14 protein-coding genes are annotated in these 16,732 nt (G+C 71.9%); 7 read left to right on the top strand and 7 right to left on the bottom strand.

The window, feature by feature from the left end; all coding sequences use genetic code 11:
* Positions 1-954 (bottom strand): Bug family tripartite tricarboxylate transporter substrate binding protein (locus tag ACFHPP_RS23075; protein ID WP_437165591.1); only part of this gene is annotated, 954 nt, incomplete at its 3' end.
* Positions 955-1,033: 79 nt separating this feature from the next.
* Between ACFHPP_RS23075 and ACFHPP_RS23070 the strand changes: the two genes are divergently transcribed.
* The 4 genes from ACFHPP_RS23070 (at position 1,034) to ACFHPP_RS23055 (ending at position 5,093) form a co-directional block, all read left to right on the top strand.
* A complete protein-coding gene (locus ACFHPP_RS23070) occupies positions 1,034-2,206 on the top strand; it encodes a CaiB/BaiF CoA transferase family protein (protein ID WP_437165590.1) in 1,173 nt (390 codons plus the stop codon).
* On the top strand, positions 2,203-2,940 hold the full coding sequence (locus tag ACFHPP_RS23065; RefSeq protein ID WP_437165589.1) for an enoyl-CoA hydratase/isomerase family protein: 738 nt from the start codon (positions 2,203-2,205) through the stop codon (positions 2,938-2,940). Before ACFHPP_RS23070 ends, ACFHPP_RS23065 begins: the two co-directional genes overlap by 4 nt.
* Entirely contained in the window at positions 2,937-4,502 is a 1,566-nt protein-coding gene (locus tag ACFHPP_RS23060; RefSeq protein WP_437165588.1) for a class I adenylate-forming enzyme family protein, read from the top strand. Before ACFHPP_RS23065 ends, ACFHPP_RS23060 begins: the two co-directional genes overlap by 4 nt.
* Before the next feature lie 147 nt (positions 4,503-4,649).
* Complete coding sequence (locus tag ACFHPP_RS23055; protein ID WP_437165587.1) at positions 4,650-5,093, top strand: NUDIX hydrolase; 444 nt, start codon at positions 4,650-4,652, stop codon at positions 5,091-5,093.
* Here ACFHPP_RS23055 and ACFHPP_RS23050 read toward each other — a convergent pair.
* Genes ACFHPP_RS23050 through ACFHPP_RS23040 form a run of 3 tightly spaced genes read right to left on the bottom strand, consistent with a single transcriptional unit; the run spans position 5,090 to position 7,598 of the window.
* On the bottom strand, positions 5,090-5,779 hold the full coding sequence (locus tag ACFHPP_RS23050) for an amino acid ABC transporter permease (RefSeq protein ID WP_430668801.1): 690 nt from the start codon (positions 5,777-5,779) through the stop codon (positions 5,090-5,092). The genes ACFHPP_RS23055 and ACFHPP_RS23050 overlap by 4 nt on opposite strands.
* Positions 5,780-5,793: 14 nt before the next feature.
* On the bottom strand, positions 5,794-6,618 hold the full coding sequence (locus ACFHPP_RS23045; protein ID WP_437165586.1) for an ABC transporter substrate-binding protein: 825 nt from the start codon (positions 6,616-6,618) through the stop codon (positions 5,794-5,796).
* Positions 6,619-6,650: 32 nt separating this feature from the next.
* On the bottom strand, positions 6,651-7,598 hold the full coding sequence (locus tag ACFHPP_RS23040) for a dihydrodipicolinate synthase family protein (RefSeq protein ID WP_437165585.1): 948 nt from the start codon (positions 7,596-7,598) through the stop codon (positions 6,651-6,653).
* Positions 7,599-7,630: 32 nt separating this feature from the next.
* Here ACFHPP_RS23040 and ACFHPP_RS23035 point away from each other — a divergent pair, with 32 nt between their 5' ends.
* Positions 7,631-10,498 carry an FAD-dependent oxidoreductase gene (locus tag ACFHPP_RS23035; RefSeq protein WP_437165584.1) on the top strand — a complete coding sequence of 956 codons (2,868 nt, stop codon included), beginning with the start codon at positions 7,631-7,633 and terminating at the stop codon, positions 10,496-10,498.
* On the opposite strand, the gene ACFHPP_RS23030 is transcribed toward ACFHPP_RS23035, so the two are convergent.
* The 3 genes from ACFHPP_RS23030 to ACFHPP_RS23020 form a co-directional block, all read right to left on the bottom strand.
* Positions 10,499-11,491, bottom strand: a complete 993-nt coding sequence (locus ACFHPP_RS23030; protein ID WP_437165583.1) for a S1C family serine protease — start codon at positions 11,489-11,491, stop codon at positions 10,499-10,501.
* 27 nt (positions 11,492-11,518) lie between these two features.
* A complete protein-coding gene (locus ACFHPP_RS23025; protein WP_437165582.1) occupies positions 11,519-11,830 on the bottom strand; it encodes a hypothetical protein in 312 nt (103 codons plus the stop codon).
* Between the two features lie 121 nt (positions 11,831-11,951).
* Positions 11,952-14,132: a malate synthase G gene (locus ACFHPP_RS23020; protein ID WP_437165581.1), complete on the bottom strand. Its 2,181-nt coding sequence runs from the start codon at positions 14,130-14,132 to the stop codon at positions 11,952-11,954.
* A 238-nt stretch (positions 14,133-14,370) separates the two neighbouring features.
* Here ACFHPP_RS23020 and ACFHPP_RS23015 point away from each other — a divergent pair, with 238 nt between their 5' ends.
* Entirely contained in the window at positions 14,371-15,084 is a 714-nt protein-coding gene (locus tag ACFHPP_RS23015; RefSeq protein WP_437165580.1) for a GntR family transcriptional regulator, read from the top strand.
* Positions 15,085-15,153: 69 nt separating this feature from the next.
* Positions 15,154-16,731 carry a gamma-glutamyltransferase gene (locus ACFHPP_RS23010; protein ID WP_437165579.1) on the top strand — a complete coding sequence of 526 codons (1,578 nt, stop codon included), beginning with the start codon at positions 15,154-15,156 and terminating at the stop codon, positions 16,729-16,731.
* Position 16,732 lies beyond the last annotated feature (1 nt).

Below are 16,732 nucleotides of genomic sequence, written 5' to 3'. Positions count from 1 at the left end.
GGTCCTGATCCCGGCGCGCTGCACCACCTCCCGCCACTGCGGCACCTCCGCGGCGAGGCGCTCCGTCAGGCGCGCGGGTCCGTCCAGCAGCAGCGTCGCGCCACTTTCCTCCATCCGCGTCGCCAGCGCATTGCCGCGTGCCAGCGGCGCCACCTCACGCGCCAGGCGCGCCACCACCTCGGGCGGCGTGCCGCGCGGGCCGAACATCGCGTACCAGATGGTCATCGCGTAGCCGGGTACCGCCTCCGCGATGGCGGGCGTGTCCGGCAGCGCCGGGCTGCGTTCGGCGCTGGTCACCGCGATGGCCCTCAGGCGACGGTCGCGCACATGGGTCAGCGCCTCGATCGTGCCGGTCACCAGCAGGTCGGTATCCCCGGCGTACAGCGCCGTCACCGCCTGCCCGGCACCCCGATACGGCACGTGCAGCAGGTCGATCCCGGCCCGCACGCCCAGCAGCGCCCCGCCGAGATGCGTGGTGGAGCCGACGCCGGAGGTGCCGTAGGTGATGCCGCCGGGCCGCGCCTTGGCGCGCGCGATCAGATCCGCCAGGTCGCGGATCGGGTTGTCCGGTTTGGCCAGGATCACCATCGGCGCCTCGCTGACCATGGTGATCGGCACCAGGTCGCGGAACGGATCATAGCCCGGGTTCTCCATCAGCGCCGGCAGGATGGCGACGGAGGAGGTGGTGAACAGCAGCGTATGCGGGTCGTTCGCCTGCACCACCGCCTGCACGCCGAGCGACCCGCCGGCGCCCGGCCGCGGCTCCACCACCACGGCCTGGCCCAGCTTCTGCCCCAGCGCCTCCGCGATGAAACGCGCCGGAACCTCCACCGGGCCGCCGGCGGCGAAGGGGACGATGAAGCGGACCGGGCGGTTGGGCCAGGGCGCCTGCGCGCGTGCGGGGAGAGCCAGCAGGCCGGCACCGAGCAGGGTGCCGCGGCGGGTGATGCGCATGGTCTTGGTCTCCATCCCTTACCGTTGACAGCATCAACCATCCGCGCCCACAAGCGCAAGCACGGATGAGGGAGACCAGATGAAGCCGCTCGAGGGCCTGCGCATCCTGGACCTGTCCCGCGTCCTGGCCTGCCCCTTCGCCACCATGCTGCTGGCGGAATTGGGCGCGGAGGTGGTGAAGGTGGAACAGCCCGGCGCGGGGGATGAGACGCGCGGCTTTGAGCCGTTCTTCGATTTCGGCGTCAGCGGCTATTTCCTGGCCTGCAACCGCGCCAAGCGCAGCATCACGGTGGATCTGCGCAAGCCCGGCGGCCGCCAGGTGATCCGCGACCTGGCGGCACAATCCGATGCGCTGGTGGAGAACTTCCCGACCGGCGCGCTGGCCCGCCGCGGCCTCGACTACGCGGCCCTGCGCCAGGTGAACCCGCGCCTCGTCTACCTGTCCTGCACCGGCTTCGGGCAGACCGGGCCCTATGCCCGCCGCAAGGGCTACGACACGGTGTTCCAGGCGATGGGCGGGCTGATGGGCCTGACCGGGGAGCGTGGCGGCGGGCCGGTGAAGCCGGGGCTGCCGGTGGCGGACCTCACCAGCGGCCTCTGGGTCGCCATCGCCCTGCTGGCGGCGCTGCGTGGGCGGGACCAGACCGGGCAGGGGGCGCATGTCGATTTCAGCATGCTGGACGGGCAGGTGGCGCTGCTGACCATCGCGGCGGCCCGGCTGTTCGCGCTGGGCGAGGTGCCGCCGCGCCTCGGCACCGAACATCCCGGGCGCGTGCCCACCGCCAGTTTTCGCTGCGCCGATGGCCGCTTCCTGCACATCACGGCGAGCGACCAGCACTGGGCGCCGTTGTGCCGGGCGCTGGACCTCGGCGATCTGGCCGGCCTGACCACCAACGCGGCGCGGCTGGACCAGCGCGACCGCATCATGGCGGCGATGACGGCCGCCCTCGGCGGCATGGCCCGCGCCCAGGCGGTCGCCGTGTTGGATGCGGCCGATGTGCCGAACGGCCCGGTGCTGGCGCTGGACGAGGTGGTGGCGGACCCGCATGTGCAGGCGCGCGGCTGCGTGACCGAGGTCGCGCATGGCGACGCCCGTCATCCGGCCCTGCGCCTGCCCTTCCGCTTCGAGGGTCTCGCCGACCCGGCCCCGCTGCCGGCGCCCGCGCTCGGCGCCGATACGGACACGGTGCTGGCCAGCCTGGGCTACAATTCGGAAAAAGTTGCCGCGTTGCGGGAGGAGGGCGCGATATGACCGAGCCGCTGCTGTATGCCGAGGCCGGGGGCCTCGTGACGCTGACGCTGAACCGCCCGCAGGCGCGCAACGCGCTGAACATCGCCCTCGCCGAGGCACTGGCCGCCGCCTGCCGCCGCGCCGTGGCCGAAGCGGCGCGCTGCGTCCTGATCCGCGCCAACGGCCCGGTGTTCTGCGCCGGCGCGGACCTCAAGGAACGCCAGGGGATGGAGGATGACGCAGTCCGTGCCCGCCGCGTGAAGGGCTTCTGGGCCTATGAGTCCATCGAGCGCCTGCCGATGCCCACGATCGCCGTCGTCGAAGGCCCTGCCGTGGGCTCCGGTGTCGAGATCGCGGCCGCCTGCGACCTGATCGTGGCGATGCCCGCTGCCAGCTTTCGCACGCCGGAGGCGCTGTGGGGCACGGTCGGCGCGACGCAGCGCCTGCCGCGCATCCTCGGCAAGCGGCTGGCGAAGGACATGATGTTCACCGGCCGCACCCTGTCCGCCGAGGAGGCGCTGGCCGCCGGGCTGGTGGCGCGGCTGGTGCCGGCGGAGGCGCTGGAGGCGACGCTCGACGCCATGCTGGCGCCGCTGCTGAAGGCGCCGGCCACCGCGCTGGCGCTGGCGAAGCGCTGCATCGACGAGGGGCTGGAGCGCGACCCGCGCGGCGCGCTCGCCACCGAATTGCTGGCCATCGAGGAAAGCCTGGCCGCCGCCGACTGGAAGCGCGCGATGGCTGGCTTCGGCGCATGAGCTGGACCAGGCGCCTCGCCGACCTGCTCGACGCCAATGCCGGCGCGCGCCCGGAGGCCGAGGCGCTGGTGGCGGAGGGCGCGCGGCTGAGCCACGCGCAGTTGCGGGACGAAGCCCGCGGCGTGGCGCGCAGCCTGCTGGCGCTCGGGGTCGAGCGCGGCGATTTCGTCGCGCTGCTGATGGGCAACGATGCGAACTGGGTCGCCAGCTTCTACGGCGCGGCGCTGATCGGCGCCGTCACCGTGCCGATCAACACGCGCTTCAAGCCGCCGGAGATCGCCTTCGCGCTGTCCCGCGCCCGCTGCAAGGCGGTGCTGCTGGCCGGCCGGTTCCTCGGCATCGACTTCGCCGGGGCGGTGGCGGAGGTGCGCGGCGGCCTGCCGGACCTGCGTGATGTGGTGGTCGTGGGCGAACCATCCTGGAACGCGTTCCGCGCCAGCCAGGCGAGCGAGGCGGCGCTGGACGCTGCCATGGCGGCGGTCACGGCGGAGGATATCCTGCTGGTGCAGTACACCTCCGGCACCACGGCGCATCCCAAGGGGGTGCTGCTGACGCACCACAACATGCTGCGCAACGCCACCGCCTGCGCCGGCAAGCTGGGCGTGCGGCCAGAGGACCGCTACCTGAACTGCCGGCCCTTCTTCCATGTCGCCGGATCCACGCTGTCGCTGCTTGTCTGCCTCGCCACCGGCGCCACCCTGGTCACGCCACCGACCTTCGAGGCCGGCGCGGCGCTGGACCTGCTGGCGCGCGAGCGGTGCACGCTGACCTCCGGCAATGACGCGATCTTCCAACTCATGCTGTCGCACCCGTCCTTCGACCGCGCCCGGCTGCATCTGCGCGGCGGTTGGGCGGCGGCGGGGCCGGAGACGATGCGGCGGATCGTCGAAGAAATGGGGGTGCCGGACCTCTGCTGGGCCTATGGCCTGTCGGAAGCCTCGCCGAATGTCGCGCTGTCCGACCACCGGGAGCCCGTCGCCGACCGCATCGAAGGTGGCGCCGTGCCACATGCAGGGCTGGAGGTGCGCATCGCCGACCCGGCCAGCAACGCCCCGCTAGCGCCCGGCACGCCCGGCGAGATCCAGCTGCGCGGCTGGTCCATCATGCGCGGCTATCTCAACGACCCGGAGACGACGGCGAAGACTTTCGCGCCGGATGGCTTCCTGCGCACCGGCGACCTCGGCACGCTGGACCCGGCGGGCCGGCTGCGCATGGTCGGCCGCATCAAGGACGTGATCCGGGTGGGTGGGGAGAATGTGGCGCCGGCCGAGGTGGAGGAGGTGCTGTCCGCGCATCCGGCCATCGCGCTGGCGCAGGTGGTGGGCGTTCCGGATGCGCGGCTCGGCGAGGTCTGCGCTGCCTTCGTGCAGTTGCGGGAGGGTGCGGCGGTGACGGAGGCGGAGTTGCTGGCCTGGTTGAAGCCGCGAATCGCCAATTTCCGCCTGCCGCGCCACCTGCGAATCGTGCTGGGGTTCGACGCCATCGGCATGACCGCCAGCGGCAAGGTGCAGAAGGTGAAGCTGCGTGCCCATGCGCTGGAATCGCTCGGCCTGCCGGGCTGATTTCTCGATCAGACGACCAGTTGTCTACCCGAATTTCGCCCGGATCAAGAAAGACCCTTTCCATCCCCGGCGCGTTTGTCCATCACCATGGGTATGCAATTTCGAGGTCGGTTCCTCCGCCTCGCCAGATTCGGAAACGGGCGCAGGATGCCGGATGGCAATGTGGCGGGGGCTGCGCGGGGGCAGGGCAACCTGCGCCGGCAATGCGCCGCCCTGCCGCTGACCGGCACCGGCCCGGCGCTGCGGGTCGTGCTGGTGACCAGCCGGGAGACGCGGCGCTGGGTGATCCCGAAAGGCTGGATCGAGCCGGGCGAGGCGCCGCATCGCAGCGCCGCGCGCGAAGCCTTCGAGGAAGCCGGCATCGTGGGCGAGGCCGATCCGGACCCGATCGGCCGCTTCGCCTACACCAAGCGGAAATCCGGCGGCGTGCTGCTGCCCTGCGACGTGCTGGTGTACCGCCTCCGCGTGGTGCGCCTGCTGCATGACTGGCCGGAACGCCGCGAGCGCGACCGCCGCCTGGTCACGCCCGCCACCGCGGCCGGGCTGGTGGCGGAGCCGGAACTGGCGGCGCTGCTGCGCACGCTGACCTAACGCCGGTCCGCCGCCGTGTTCGCATAGGCGCGCCCGTAGCGCTTTTCCAACTGGCGCTGCACCATGTCCCACACCGTCGTCATCACCAGGTACCAGAAGGCCGCGGCGAGGAACAATTCCAGCACCAGGAACTTCTCCTGGATCAGGATCTGCGTCCGCCGCAGCAATTCCTCCATCGAGATCACGCTGGCGACGGAGGTGGTCTTCAGCAGCCCGTTCACCGAATTGCCCAGCGGCGGGATGATGATGCGGAAGGCCTGCGGCCAGGTGATGTTGCGGAACACCTGGATCTTCTTGAGCCCCAGCGCCAGCCCGGCTTCCCGCTGCCCCGGCCCCACGGCGGAAATGCCGGACCGCACGATCTCGCTCAGATAGGCCGCCTCGTTCAGCGACAGGCCCAGCAGCGCGGCCTCCGTCACGCCCAGGCGGATGCCGAACAGCGGCAGGCCGGTATAGATCAGCAGCAACTGCACCAGCAGCGGCGTGCCGCGGAAGATCCAGCAGTAGAAGCCGGCGACGCCCGCCAGCCATCGGTTGCCCGACAGCCGCAGCAGCGCCACCAGCACGCCGAGCACCAGGCCGAAGAACAGGGAGGCGGCGGTCAGCCACAGCGTGGTGACCGCGCCTTCCAGCAGGAAGGGGTTGAACAGGTATTCGAAGAACCCCTGCCAGGACCAGATGTGCATCGGTCAGCGAGCCTTTATTGCGGACCGACGACCTCGAACCCGGCTTCGTACTTGCTGACGCCGTAGCGGTCGAACAGGCGGTCATAGGTGCCGTCCGCCTTCATCTCCGTCAGCACCTTGGCGACTTCCTGCGCCAGCACGCGGGACCGCATGGCGAGGCTGGCCGGGGTCGGGAACAGGCCGTGCAGCACGCGCGGGAAGTCGCCGCGCTGGTCGTATTCGGCGGCGACGGCATCGACGCTGGTCACCGCCTCCACCTGGCCGACGCGCAGCGCCTGGAAGGCGACGGCGAAATTGTCGAAGGTGCGGATGTTGATCGGCGCCTTGCCGCGCGCGACCAGGTCGGCGCTCAGCGCGCGTGTGCGGCCTTCCTCGAAGCCGCCGATCTCGACGCCGACGGTGCGGCCGGCGAGGTCATCGACGCCGCGGATGTTCAGCGGGTTGCCGCGCGCGGCGGAAAACGCCACGGCGGCGTTCTCATACCGCAGCATCTGCATGATCTCGGCCCGCGCCGGGGTGAAGAAGGTGCCGCTGTTGATCATGTCCCAGCGCCGCGCCGCGAGGCCCGGGATCATCGCGCTGAACTCGATCCGCACCCATTCCGGCGTCAGGCACAGCCGCTTCGCGATCTCGACGCCGAGATCGAAGCGCAGCCCCTGCAACTGGCCCTGGGAATTGACGAATTGCAGCGGCGGCAGGGTCGGGTTGATCGACATCACCAGCGTGCCGGGCTTGACCAGCTCGCTGTTGGCGACGCGCGGCGTGCAGCCGGCGGGGGTTTGGGCGAAGGCGGGGGATGCGACCGCGGCCAGCACCGCGGCAAGCAGAAGACGACGCATGTTTGAAACTCCCTGTTTGTTTGAAGCAGAACTCAGGCTGCCTGGCGCGCACCCTCGGACAGAAGGCCCATGCCCTGCAGCACGGCGGCAAGCTGCGGCACGTCCGTGCCCGGCAGCGGCAGGCGCGGCGGCCGCGGGTCGCCCATCGGCATCCCCATCAGCCGGAACCCCGCCTTGGTGCCGGAGACGTAGCGCGGCCCGCCGACGAAGGGCAGCAGCGGCATCAGCCGGTGATACAGCGGCAGAGCCTTGTCCATGTCGCGGTCGAAGGCCGCTGCATGGAACATCTCGGTGCTCAGCTTCGGCGCGAGGTTCGAACACACCGCGACCCAGCCGATGGCGCCGAGCCAGGCGCTCTCGTAGCCGAGCACACCCGCGAAGACCTCCATCCGGTCGCCGCAGAGGTTGATGATGTCGCGCACCCGCGTCACCTCCAGCGTGCTCTCCTTCACGTAGAGGCAGCTTTCGATGGTGGCGAGCCGCGCCAGAATCTTGGGCGTCAGGTCGACATTCGCGGTGGCGGGGTTGTTGTAGACCATCACCGGGATGCCGATGGCATCCGCCACCGTCTTGTAGTGCAGGTACAGCTCATCCTCGGTCGGCACGGAATAGAAGGGCGGGATGATCATCACGCCATCCGCACCGAGCGCCTCCGCCTCACGGGATGTGCGCACCACCTCCCGCGTATCCTCCGCGCCCGTCCCGATCAGCACCGGCACGCGGCCGCGCGCGGTGTTCACCACCGTCTCGACGATGGCGGTCCGCTCCTCCGGCGACACGGACAGGAATTCGCCGGTGGAGCCGAGCGGGATCAGGCCGCGTATACCCTCGTGGATCTGGAACTCCACGAGTCGCTCAAGCGCCTTCAGGTCCACCGCCGCGCCGCCTTCGGTGAAGGGCGTGATCAGTACCGTGTAGCAGCCGCGGAATTTCTCGCCGGCCATCGACTTGCCCCCATGTGACGAACCGTCATCATCCATGCGCCTTTCCCCGAAAGCATCAAGCCCACCCCATGCGACTGACCCATGCCGCCATCCATCCGACTGCCGAACCGGTGGGCATCACCTTCGATGGCCGCCCGATTTCCGCGCTGCCCGGGGAGAGCCTGGCCGCCGCGCTGACCGCCTCCGGCGAGATGGTGCTGCGGCACACGCGCGGCGGCGCGCCGCGCGGCCTGCATTGCGGCATGGGCGCCTGCTTCGATTGCCTGGTGACGATCGACGGCCGCCCGAACCAGCGCGCCTGTCTCGCCAAGGTCCTGCCCGGCATGGCGGTGGAAAGCGCGGTGCCGGCGCAGCCCGCGCCGCTCGCCGCGCCGCCGCCGGCCCAGGCGGAGGAAATGGCCTGCGACGTGCTGGTGGTGGGCGCCGGCCCGGCCGGGCTTTCGGCCGCCATCGCGGCGGCGGAGGCCGGATGCTCCGTGGTCGCGCTGGACGAGCGTGACGCGCCCGGCGGGCAGTACCTGAAGCCGCTCGCCGCCAGCCACGCTCATGCGGCGCCGGACCGGCAGTTCCGCCAGGGCGCGGAACTGCGCGCACGCGCCCTGGCCGCCGGCGTGCGCTTCCGCTTCGGCGCCACCGTCTGGGGCGGGTTCGCGGCGGATGAGATCGCGACGCTGGTCGAGGGCGCCAATGTCGTGTTCCGCCCGCGACGCCTGGTGATCGCGGCGGGTTCCCACGAACGCCCGGTGCCGATTCCCGGCTGGACCCTGCCCGGCGTGATGACCACCGGCTGCCTGCAAACCCTGGCCCGCGCCAACCGCGTCTCGCCCGGCCAGCGCGTGGTGATCGCCGGCAACGGGCCGCTGAACCTGCAACTGGCCTGCGAGCTGGTGGAAGGCGGCGTGCAGGTGGCGGCGGTGCTGGAGGCCGCACCGAATCCGGGCTTCGCCGGACTGCGCCAGGCCCTGCGGCTGGCCGCCGCCGCGCCGGACCTCGCCTGGGACGGCGCGCGCTACCTGGCGGTGCTGCGGCGCGCCGGGGTGCCGGTGATGTGGGGCACGCGGCCGCTCGCGGCGGAAGGCGAGGGCCGCTTCGCCGCGCTGCTTGCGGGCACGCCAAGCGGCGAAATCCGCATCGCCGCCGATGCCCTGGCGCTGAACCTCGGCTTCCAGCCGGAAACCGGGCTGGCCCGGGCGCTGGGCTGCGCCCATCTCTTCGTCGATTCGGGGCTGGGGCGGCTGGAGACGGTGACGGAGGCCGATGGCCGCACCAGCCTGCCCACCGTCTTCGCCGTGGGCGACGGCGCGCAGGTCGGCGGCGCGCGCATCGCCTTCGCGCGCGGGCGGCTGGCGGGGCTGGCGGCGGCGCGCGACCTGAAACCGGACCTGCCCGACGATGCCGCCACGCGCCGCGCCCTGGCCCGCGCCGTGGGCTTCCAGGACGCGCTGTGGCGCTTCTTCGCGGTGCCGGAGTTCGATGCCGCCGGCATCGCCGATGCCACCATCGTCTGCCGCTGCGAGGAAGTGACCGCCGGCGCCCTGCGGTCCGCGATGGCAGAGGGCGCCGGATCGCTCGGCGCGGTGAAGAAGGCGACGCGCGCCGGCATGGGCCGCTGCCAGGGCCGCATGTGCGGCGCGACCGTCGCCCGCATCACCGGCGCCTCGGAGGAAGCCGGCTGGGCCGCGCCGCGCGCGCCGCTGAAGCCGGTGCCGGCGCTGGCGCTGGCGATGGAGCGGCCGGAATGGGCGGAAGGCCCGGCCGCCGATCCCCGCCCCGTCCTGCCCGCCACCCGCCGCCCGGCCCATGGCCCGGCCGAGACCTGCGACGTGCTGGTGGTCGGCGGCGGCGCGCTCGGCCTGTCCACCGCGCTGTACTGCGCGCGGGAGGGTCTTTCGGTGATCCTGGCGGAACGCGGGGAGCCGGGGCAGGGCGCCACCACTGCCAATGCCGGCAGCCTGCATGTGCAGCTCCACGCCTATGACAGCGCCGGCGCGGAGGAGGGGCCGGACAGCGCCGCGGCCCAGGTGCTGGCCATCGGCCCGGCCTCCATCGCCCTGTGGCGCGAGATCGCGGCGGAGGCCGGCGAAAGCCTCGGCATCCGCACCGAAGGCGGCATCATGCTGGCCGAGACCGCGGAGCAGATGGAACGCCTGGCCGCCAAGACCGCGATGGAGCGCGATTTCGGCGTCGACAGCCGCATGCTCGGCGCCAACGAGCTTATGGATGTCGCGCCCTACCTGGCGCCTGGCTTCGCGGGGGCGGCCTTCTGCGCGGCGGAGGGCCAGATGGACCCGCTGCGCGGCCTGTCCGCGCTGCTGTCCCTGGTCCGGCGTGCCGGCGCCTCGGTGCGCGGCGGCACGACCATCGCGGCGGTGGCGCGGGACGGCACCGGCTTCCGGGCGGAGACGGCGGCGGGCGGCGTGATCCGCGCCGGCCATGTGGTGAACGCCTGCGGCCCCTGGGCGGGCGAATTCGCAAAAATGCTGGGCGCGCCGATCCCGGTGCGCGCCGCCGTGCAGCAGGTGATGACGACGGAGGCGGCGGGCGGCGAGATCATGCGCCACCTGGTGCTGCATGCCGGCCGGCATCTCTCGGTGAAGCAGGGGGAGGGCGGGCATTTGGTCCTCGGCGGCGCCTGGCCCGGCGTGCTGGATGGCGAAGGCCGCCCGCGCAATCTGCGCGCCTCGATCGAGGGCAACCTGTTCGTCGCCGGCACGGTGCTGCCGGCGCTGGCCGGCCTGCACGTGATCCGCGCCTGGACCGGGCTGAACGTGCAGGTGCCGGGGCCGATCCTCGGCGCCGATGCGCGGGTGCCGGGGCTGCACCATGCGGTGACGTTCAACGGCTGGACGCTGGGGCCGGTGGCGGGGCGGCTGGTGGCGGAGGCAGTCCGAGGCGGCAAGGGCGCCGCGGCAGCCTTCTCGCCCAACCGCTTCTGATCAATGCAGCCGCGGCGCCTTCAAAAACTTGTTCCGGTCGCCGCTGACCACCGGCAGCACCAGCCGCCTTCCATCCCGCTCCGCCGCCACGTTCACGCTCACCCCCGCAGCCCCGCGTGACCACAGGCTGCGCCACAGCCCCGCCAGGTCCTGCGCCTCGCTGTCGTCCAGCCCGATGATGCGGTCCCCAGGCTTGATCCCCGCCCGGTCCGCCGGCCCCTTCGCCGCGACGGAGGCCACCACCACCCCCTCATCCTGGTCCGCGCAGTACAGCCCGAGCCACGGCCGCGGCGGCTTGTTGACGCGGCCGTAGCTCAGCAGATCGTCCAGGATCGGGTGCAGCAGCCCCACCGGCACCACCAGGTTCAGGTCCAGCTTGCGCCCCTTTGAATCCCGGTGCTGCAGCACCAGCGACCCGATGCCGAGCAGCGTCCCGTCCGGCCCGATCAGCCCGGCCCCGCCCCAGGACGGGTGCGCCGGGGCGGTGAACAGCGCCTCCTCCAGCAGGTATTCCCAGTAGCCCGCGAAGGGCTCCTTCGCGACCACGGAACAGGCCAGCGCGCCACCGCCCGAAGCCGCGCGGCCGGGTTGCGGCGCCGCGGCCAGGATGGCCTGCACCCCGGCATCCGGCAGCGCCGCATCGGCCAGTGGCATCGCCGGCGCCTCCAGCCGCCCCAGCGCCTGCACCAGGCCGAAGCCTGTCTCGAAATCATAGGCCAGCGCATGGCCCGGCACGACGCGGCCCGCCGCCGTCTTGATCCAGATGCTGTCGGCTTCCCCGATCAGGTAGCCGATGGTCAGCACCAGCCCGTCCTCCCGGATCACCACGCCGCTGCCCTCGCGCTCCGTGCCCAGGGTGCGGGCGGAGAAGGCATCCGACGGCACGCGGGTCTTCAGGCTGACCACGGAGGCCAGGGCGCGCGCCAGGTCGAAGCTGTAGTCGGCCGGGTCGGGCCGCATGTCCTCGGGGATGTTCCAGTCCTCGTCCGCCATCAATCCACCCTGCCTGATGGATGAAGTCTAGAAGGTCTCGGCGGTTCCGGAAACGCCGCCCGACGAAGGAGGGCTGCCGCGGCCGCCGGCCGGGCGCGCCTCCGGCAGCGGCGCCAGGAAGGGCATGGCCGCGCCGGCCATCGCGGCCGGCGGCTCCGCCCGAGGGCAGCGGAAGGCGATGGTGTAGTCGCGCGCGCCGATCTCGCTGCGCGTCACCTCGAAATCACGTCCCATCGCCGTGCAATGCTCCTGCGCCAGCGCCACGCCGAGCCGGGCCGCCGCCGCCGGCGTGTTGCCATGCGCGGTCAGGCCGAACACCTCCGGCGCCAGCTCGGCCACGGTGCTCGAGGTGGTGCAGCCGGCCAGGGTCAGCTGCAGCAGCAGGGCGGCAAGGCGGGTCAGGGACGCAACCTCCGGGATGGTTCAGTCAGCCTAATCCGACCAGTGGTTTCCTGCCAACTCAGGAAGCGGCCTTGGCCTCGCGGCGGCGGCGGTGCAGCACGAATTCGGTGTAGCCGTTCGGCTGGGCCGCCCCCTCGAACACCAAGTCGCAGGCCGCCTTGAAGGCGGGGCCGTCGAAGCCCGGCGCCATCGGCGTATAGGCCGGGTCGCCGGCATTCTGCCCGTCCACCACCGCCGCCATGCGCCGCATCGTCTCCTCGACCTGATCGCGGGAAACGATGCCGTGGCGCAGCCAGTTGGCGATGTGCTGGGCGGAGATGCGCAGCGTGGCGCGGTCCTCCATCAGCCCGACATTGTTGATGTCCGGCACCTTGGAGCAGCCGACCCCCTGGTCCACCCAGCGCACGACATAGCCCAGGATGCCCTGCGCGTTGTTGTCGAGCTCCGCCTGCACGTCCTTCGGCTCCCAGTTGGTGTCCTGGGCCAGCGGGATGGTCAGGATGTCGTCGAGCTTGCCACGACGCCCCTCCGCCGCGATCTCCACCTGGCGCGCCGCCACATCCACCTGGTGGTAGTGCAGCGCATGCAGCGTGGCGGCGGTGGGGGAGGGGACCCAGGCGGTGTTGGCGCCGGCCTTGGGGTGGCCCACCTTCTGGTCCAGCATCGCGGCCATCAGGTCCGGCATGGCCCACATGCCCTTGCCGATCTGCGCCCGGCCGCGCAGCCCGCACAGCAGGCCGACATCGACGTTCCAGGCCTCATAGGCGCCGATCCAGGGCAGCGCCTTCATGTCGTTCTTGCGCACCACCGCGCCGGCTTCCATCGCCGTGTGGATCTCGTCGCCGGTGCGGTCCAGGAAGCCGGTGTTGATGAACACCACGCGGTCGCGCGCCGCCTTGATGCAGGCCTTGAGGTTCACCGTGGTGCGGCGTTCCTCGTCCATGATGCCCATCTTCACCGTGGCGCGCGGCAGGCCGAGTGCATCCTCCACCCGCGCGAACAGCGCATCGGCGGCGGCGACTTCCTCCGGCCCGTGCATCTTCGGCTTGACGATGTAGACGCTGCCGGTGCGGGAATTCATCCGCTTGCCGCGGCCGGGCGGCTGGATGTCGTGCAGCGCGATGGCCACCGTCACCATGGCATCCAGCGCGGTCTCCGGCACCTCGGCCCCATCCAGCGTCACCACATCCGTCATCATGTGGTGGCCGACATTGCGCACCAGCATCACGGACCGGCCATGCAGCGTCACGGCGGACCCGGCCGGGGTCTTCCAGATGCGGTCCGGGTTCAGCCGGCGGGTGATGGTGCGCCCGCCCTTCTCCAGCGCCGCCGTCAGGTCGCCCTTCATCAGGCCGAGCCAGTTGCGGTAGACGTCGATCTTGTCCGCCGCATCCACCGCCGCGACGCTGTCCTCGCAATCCATGATGGTGGTCAGCGCCGCTTCCATCACCAGGTCGGAGACGCCGGCGCCGTCCGCCTTGCCGATGGCGCTGGTGCGGTCGAGGTGGATCTCCAGGTGCAGGCCGTTGTTGACCAGCAGGATGGCGGTGGGCGTCCAGGGCTCGCCCTGGAAGCCGACGCACTGCCCGGGGCGCGCCAGGCCGACCTTGCGGCCATCCGCCAGCGTCACCACCAGCGTGCCGGCCTCGATCACGTAGCCGGTGGACCCGGCATGGCTGGCGCCACCGGCCAGCGGCGCCGCCTGGTCCAGCACGCGGCGGGCGAAGGCGATGACCTTCTCGCCGCGCTTCGGGTTGTAGCCGCGGCCGCGCTCGGCGCCATCCGCCTCGTCGATCGCATCGGTGCCGTACAGCGCGTCGTACAGGCTGCCCCAGCGGGCATTGGCGGCGTTCAGCGCGTAGCGGGCGTTGGAGACCGGGACCACGAGCTGCGGGCCGGCCATCTGGCCGATCTCGGCATCCACGTCGGTGGTGCCGACGCTGAAATCCTCCGGCTCCGGCAGCAGGTAGCCGATCTCGGACAGGTGCGCCTTGTAGGCGGCCAGGTCGATCGGCCGTGCCGGGTTGGCGCGGTGCCAGGCATCGATCTTCGCCTGCAGCTCGTCCCGCTTGGACAGCAGCGCCGCGTTGCGGGGTGCCCAGTCGCGCAGCAGGGCCTCGAGGCTCGACCAGAAGCGCGCAGGCTCGACCCCGGTGCCGGGCAGCGCCTCGGCCTCGATGAAGTGGCGGAAGGCCGCGTCAACGCCAAGTCCACCGATTCGCGCCGTGTCTGCCACCATTCGACTCCCCAGGATACAGGTCGCGGGCCGGCAAACCACGCCCGGGCCCCTCGCGCCGGCTCCTTAGGCGTAATCCGCCGGGCGTCCAAGGGGGGCGGGCCTGGGGGGCGGGGGGTACTCCGCCTGCGATCCCGACTCATCTATCTTTATGGACGGACGAAATGATCCTACAACCTTATGCTCTCCCGCAGGGCTGCCGAATGTGAACGCCATGACCGCAGAGGCCAACGAACCGCCCATGCCTGAGGATCCGTACCTGGAACCACGACGCCTCGCCCAGGTGCATCCCCGCACCATGGTGGAACAGGCGGCGGAGGCCGTGGTGGCGGCCGCGGCGCGCGGCGTGTTCCTGCCGGGCGACCGCCTGGTGGAGGCCGAGATCGCCCGCGAGCTCGGCATCAGCCGGGTTCCGGTGCGGGAGGCGCTGCGCCTGCTGGAAAGCCAGGGCATCGTCGTCAGCACGCCCTACAAGGGCATGCGGCTGATGCAGGTGACCAGCCGCATGGTCGCCGAGTTGATGCGGGTGCGCACCGCCCTCGAATCCCTCGCGCTGAAGGAGATCCTGGCGGACAGCCCGCTGCCGGCCGAGCGCCTGATGCCGCTGCGCCGCGCCGCGCAACGCTACGAGGAAGCGGGCGAGGGCCGCGACACGGCGGTCCTGGTCGCGGCCGATGAATCCTTCCATGGCGAATTGTGCCGCCTGTCCGGCAACCGGGTGCTGCACGGCCTCTGGCTCAGCGTCGCGCGGCAGCTTTCCGTGGTCTGGGGCCTGGGCCACGACGTGCGGCCGAAATCCCGCACCGGCGGGGAGCATCGCGAGCTGATCGAATGCCTCGCACGGGGCGACGAAGCTGGGGCGCAGGACGCGCTGAACCGGCACCTCGACTGGCATGGCGAGCTGGATTTCGAGGCGGCGGTGGAAAAGCGGCGGCAGGCCAAGCAGCGCGGCTAGGCGGGGTTGCCGATGGGGTTGCGGGCCGGCGCGGCTGGACCGATCCTCCGGGCAACCGGAGACCGATGCATGACCTACCAGCCCGCCGACCACACCAGCCAGCATTGGCAGGTCACCAAGCCCGCCGCCACCGGGCGCCGTGGCATGGTGGCCAGCCAGTCCCGCGCCGCGGCCGAGGCCGGGCTTGCCATCCTGGACGCCGGCGGCAGCGCGGCGGATGCGGCGGTGGGCGCGGCCTTCGCCCTGGCGGTGACGGAGCCCTGGAACAGCGGCCTCGGCGGCATCGGCTTCACCCAGGTGGCCAGGCCCGGCGGCCCAGCGGAGACCTTCAATTTCGGCCCGGTCTCCCCCGCCGGCCTGGACCCCGCGGATTTCCCGACCACCGGGCGCTGGAAGCAGGACCTGTTCGCCTGGCCGGAGGTGGTCGGCGACCGCAACATCCACGGCCCGATGAGCTTCGCCATCCCGTCCTCCGTCGCCGGCTACGCCCTGCTGCATGAACGGCATGGCCGCCTGCCGGTGCGGGACGTGCTGGCGCCTGCCGTGGCACTGGCCAACCGTGGCCTGGCGCAGGACTGGTACACGCTGCTGAAGGTGGCCAATGCGGCCTCCACACTGCGGCTGTATCCGGAATCCGCGCGCATCTACCTGCCGAACGGCCTGCCGCCGGTGCCGCCCTACCAGGGCAAGCCCGGCTTCTTCCGCCAGGGCAACCTGGCCGCGACGCTGGAGCGCCTGCAGCATGCCGGCTTCCGCGACTTCTACGAGGGCGACGTCGCCGCCGCCATCGCGGCCGATGTGAAGGAGGCCGGCGGCATCCTCTCCGCCGCGGACCTCGCGAATTGCCGCGCGCGCGTGGTGCCGGCCGTCTCCGTGCCCTGGCGCGGCCGCACGCTGCATCTCTCGGCCGGCCTGACGGCGGCGCCGACCTTCCGGCGCGTCATGGCCCTGATGGAAACCGCGGACTGGTCCGGCGACGCGCCCGGCACCGCCTGGCATCTCGCCTTCGCCAAGGCGATGCAGGAAGCCTATGCGGAACGCCTCGCGGGCCTCGGCGACGCCGAACCGGCAGGGTCGGACACCTGCACCACCCACCTGAACGTCTGCGACGCGGATGGCATGATGGTCTCGATGACCACCACGCTGCTGTCCTCCATGGGTTCGCGGGTCGTGCTGCCGCGCTCCGGCGTGCTGATGAACAACGGCGTGATGTGGTTCGACCCGCAGCCGGGCAGCGCCAACGCGATCGGCCCGAACAAGCGGCCGCTGACCAACATGTCCCCCGTCATCGTCGCCGATGCGGCCGGCCGGCCCGAGATGGCGCTCGGCGCCTCCGGCGGGCGGCGCATCCTGGCCGCGGTGTTCCAGATGCTGTCGCTGGTCTCGGGCTTCGGCCTGTCGCCGGAAGACGCCGCGCATTTCTCGCGCCTCGATGTCAGCGGGCCGGAAGGTGCCACCGCGGATCGCCGCCTGCCGCAGGCGACGCTCGATGCGCTGGCGGCGGCAGGCCCGCTGGAGGTGGTGGAACACGCCGTGCTGCCGGTGAACTTCGCCTGCCCGAACCTGATCCTGATCGGCCCGGACGGCACGCGCACCGGCATCACCGACGTCATGTCGCCCTGGTCCGCCGCCCTCGCCCAGGCCTAAG

It is taken from the genome of Falsiroseomonas sp. E2-1-a20, assembly GCF_051433195.1.
Lineage (GTDB): Bacteria > Pseudomonadota > Alphaproteobacteria > Acetobacterales > Acetobacteraceae > Falsiroseomonas.
This window is presented reverse-complemented; position numbering and strand designations above follow the sequence as displayed.

Excerpts from the sequence above, each read along its gene's own strand:
- ACFHPP_RS23015 (WP_437165580.1), top strand. The coding sequence starts at position 14,371 with ATGCCTGAGGATCCGTACCTGGAACCACGACGCCTCGCCCAGGTGCAT.
- ACFHPP_RS23010 (WP_437165579.1), top strand. The coding sequence starts at position 15,154 with ATGACCTACCAGCCCGCCGACCACACCAGCCAGCATTGGCAGGTCACC.
- ACFHPP_RS23040 (WP_437165585.1), bottom strand. The coding sequence starts at position 7,598 with ATGGATGATGACGGTTCGTCACATGGGGGCAAGTCGATGGCCGGCGAG.
- ACFHPP_RS23045 (WP_437165586.1), bottom strand. The coding sequence starts at position 6,618 with ATGCGTCGTCTTCTGCTTGCCGCGGTGCTGGCCGCGGTCGCATCCCCC.
- ACFHPP_RS23065 (WP_437165589.1), top strand. The coding sequence starts at position 2,203 with ATGACCGAGCCGCTGCTGTATGCCGAGGCCGGGGGCCTCGTGACGCTG.
- ACFHPP_RS23030 (WP_437165583.1), bottom strand. The coding sequence starts at position 11,491 with ATGGCGGACGAGGACTGGAACATCCCCGAGGACATGCGGCCCGACCCG.
- ACFHPP_RS23020 (WP_437165581.1), bottom strand. The coding sequence starts at position 14,132 with ATGGTGGCAGACACGGCGCGAATCGGTGGACTTGGCGTTGACGCGGCC.
- ACFHPP_RS23035 (WP_437165584.1), top strand. The coding sequence starts at position 7,631 with ATGCGACTGACCCATGCCGCCATCCATCCGACTGCCGAACCGGTGGGC.
- ACFHPP_RS23060 (WP_437165588.1), top strand. The coding sequence starts at position 2,937 with ATGAGCTGGACCAGGCGCCTCGCCGACCTGCTCGACGCCAATGCCGGC.
- ACFHPP_RS23055 (WP_437165587.1), top strand. The coding sequence starts at position 4,650 with ATGCCGGATGGCAATGTGGCGGGGGCTGCGCGGGGGCAGGGCAACCTG.
- ACFHPP_RS23050 (WP_430668801.1), bottom strand. The coding sequence starts at position 5,779 with ATGCACATCTGGTCCTGGCAGGGGTTCTTCGAATACCTGTTCAACCCC.
- ACFHPP_RS23070 (WP_437165590.1), top strand. The coding sequence starts at position 1,034 with ATGAAGCCGCTCGAGGGCCTGCGCATCCTGGACCTGTCCCGCGTCCTG.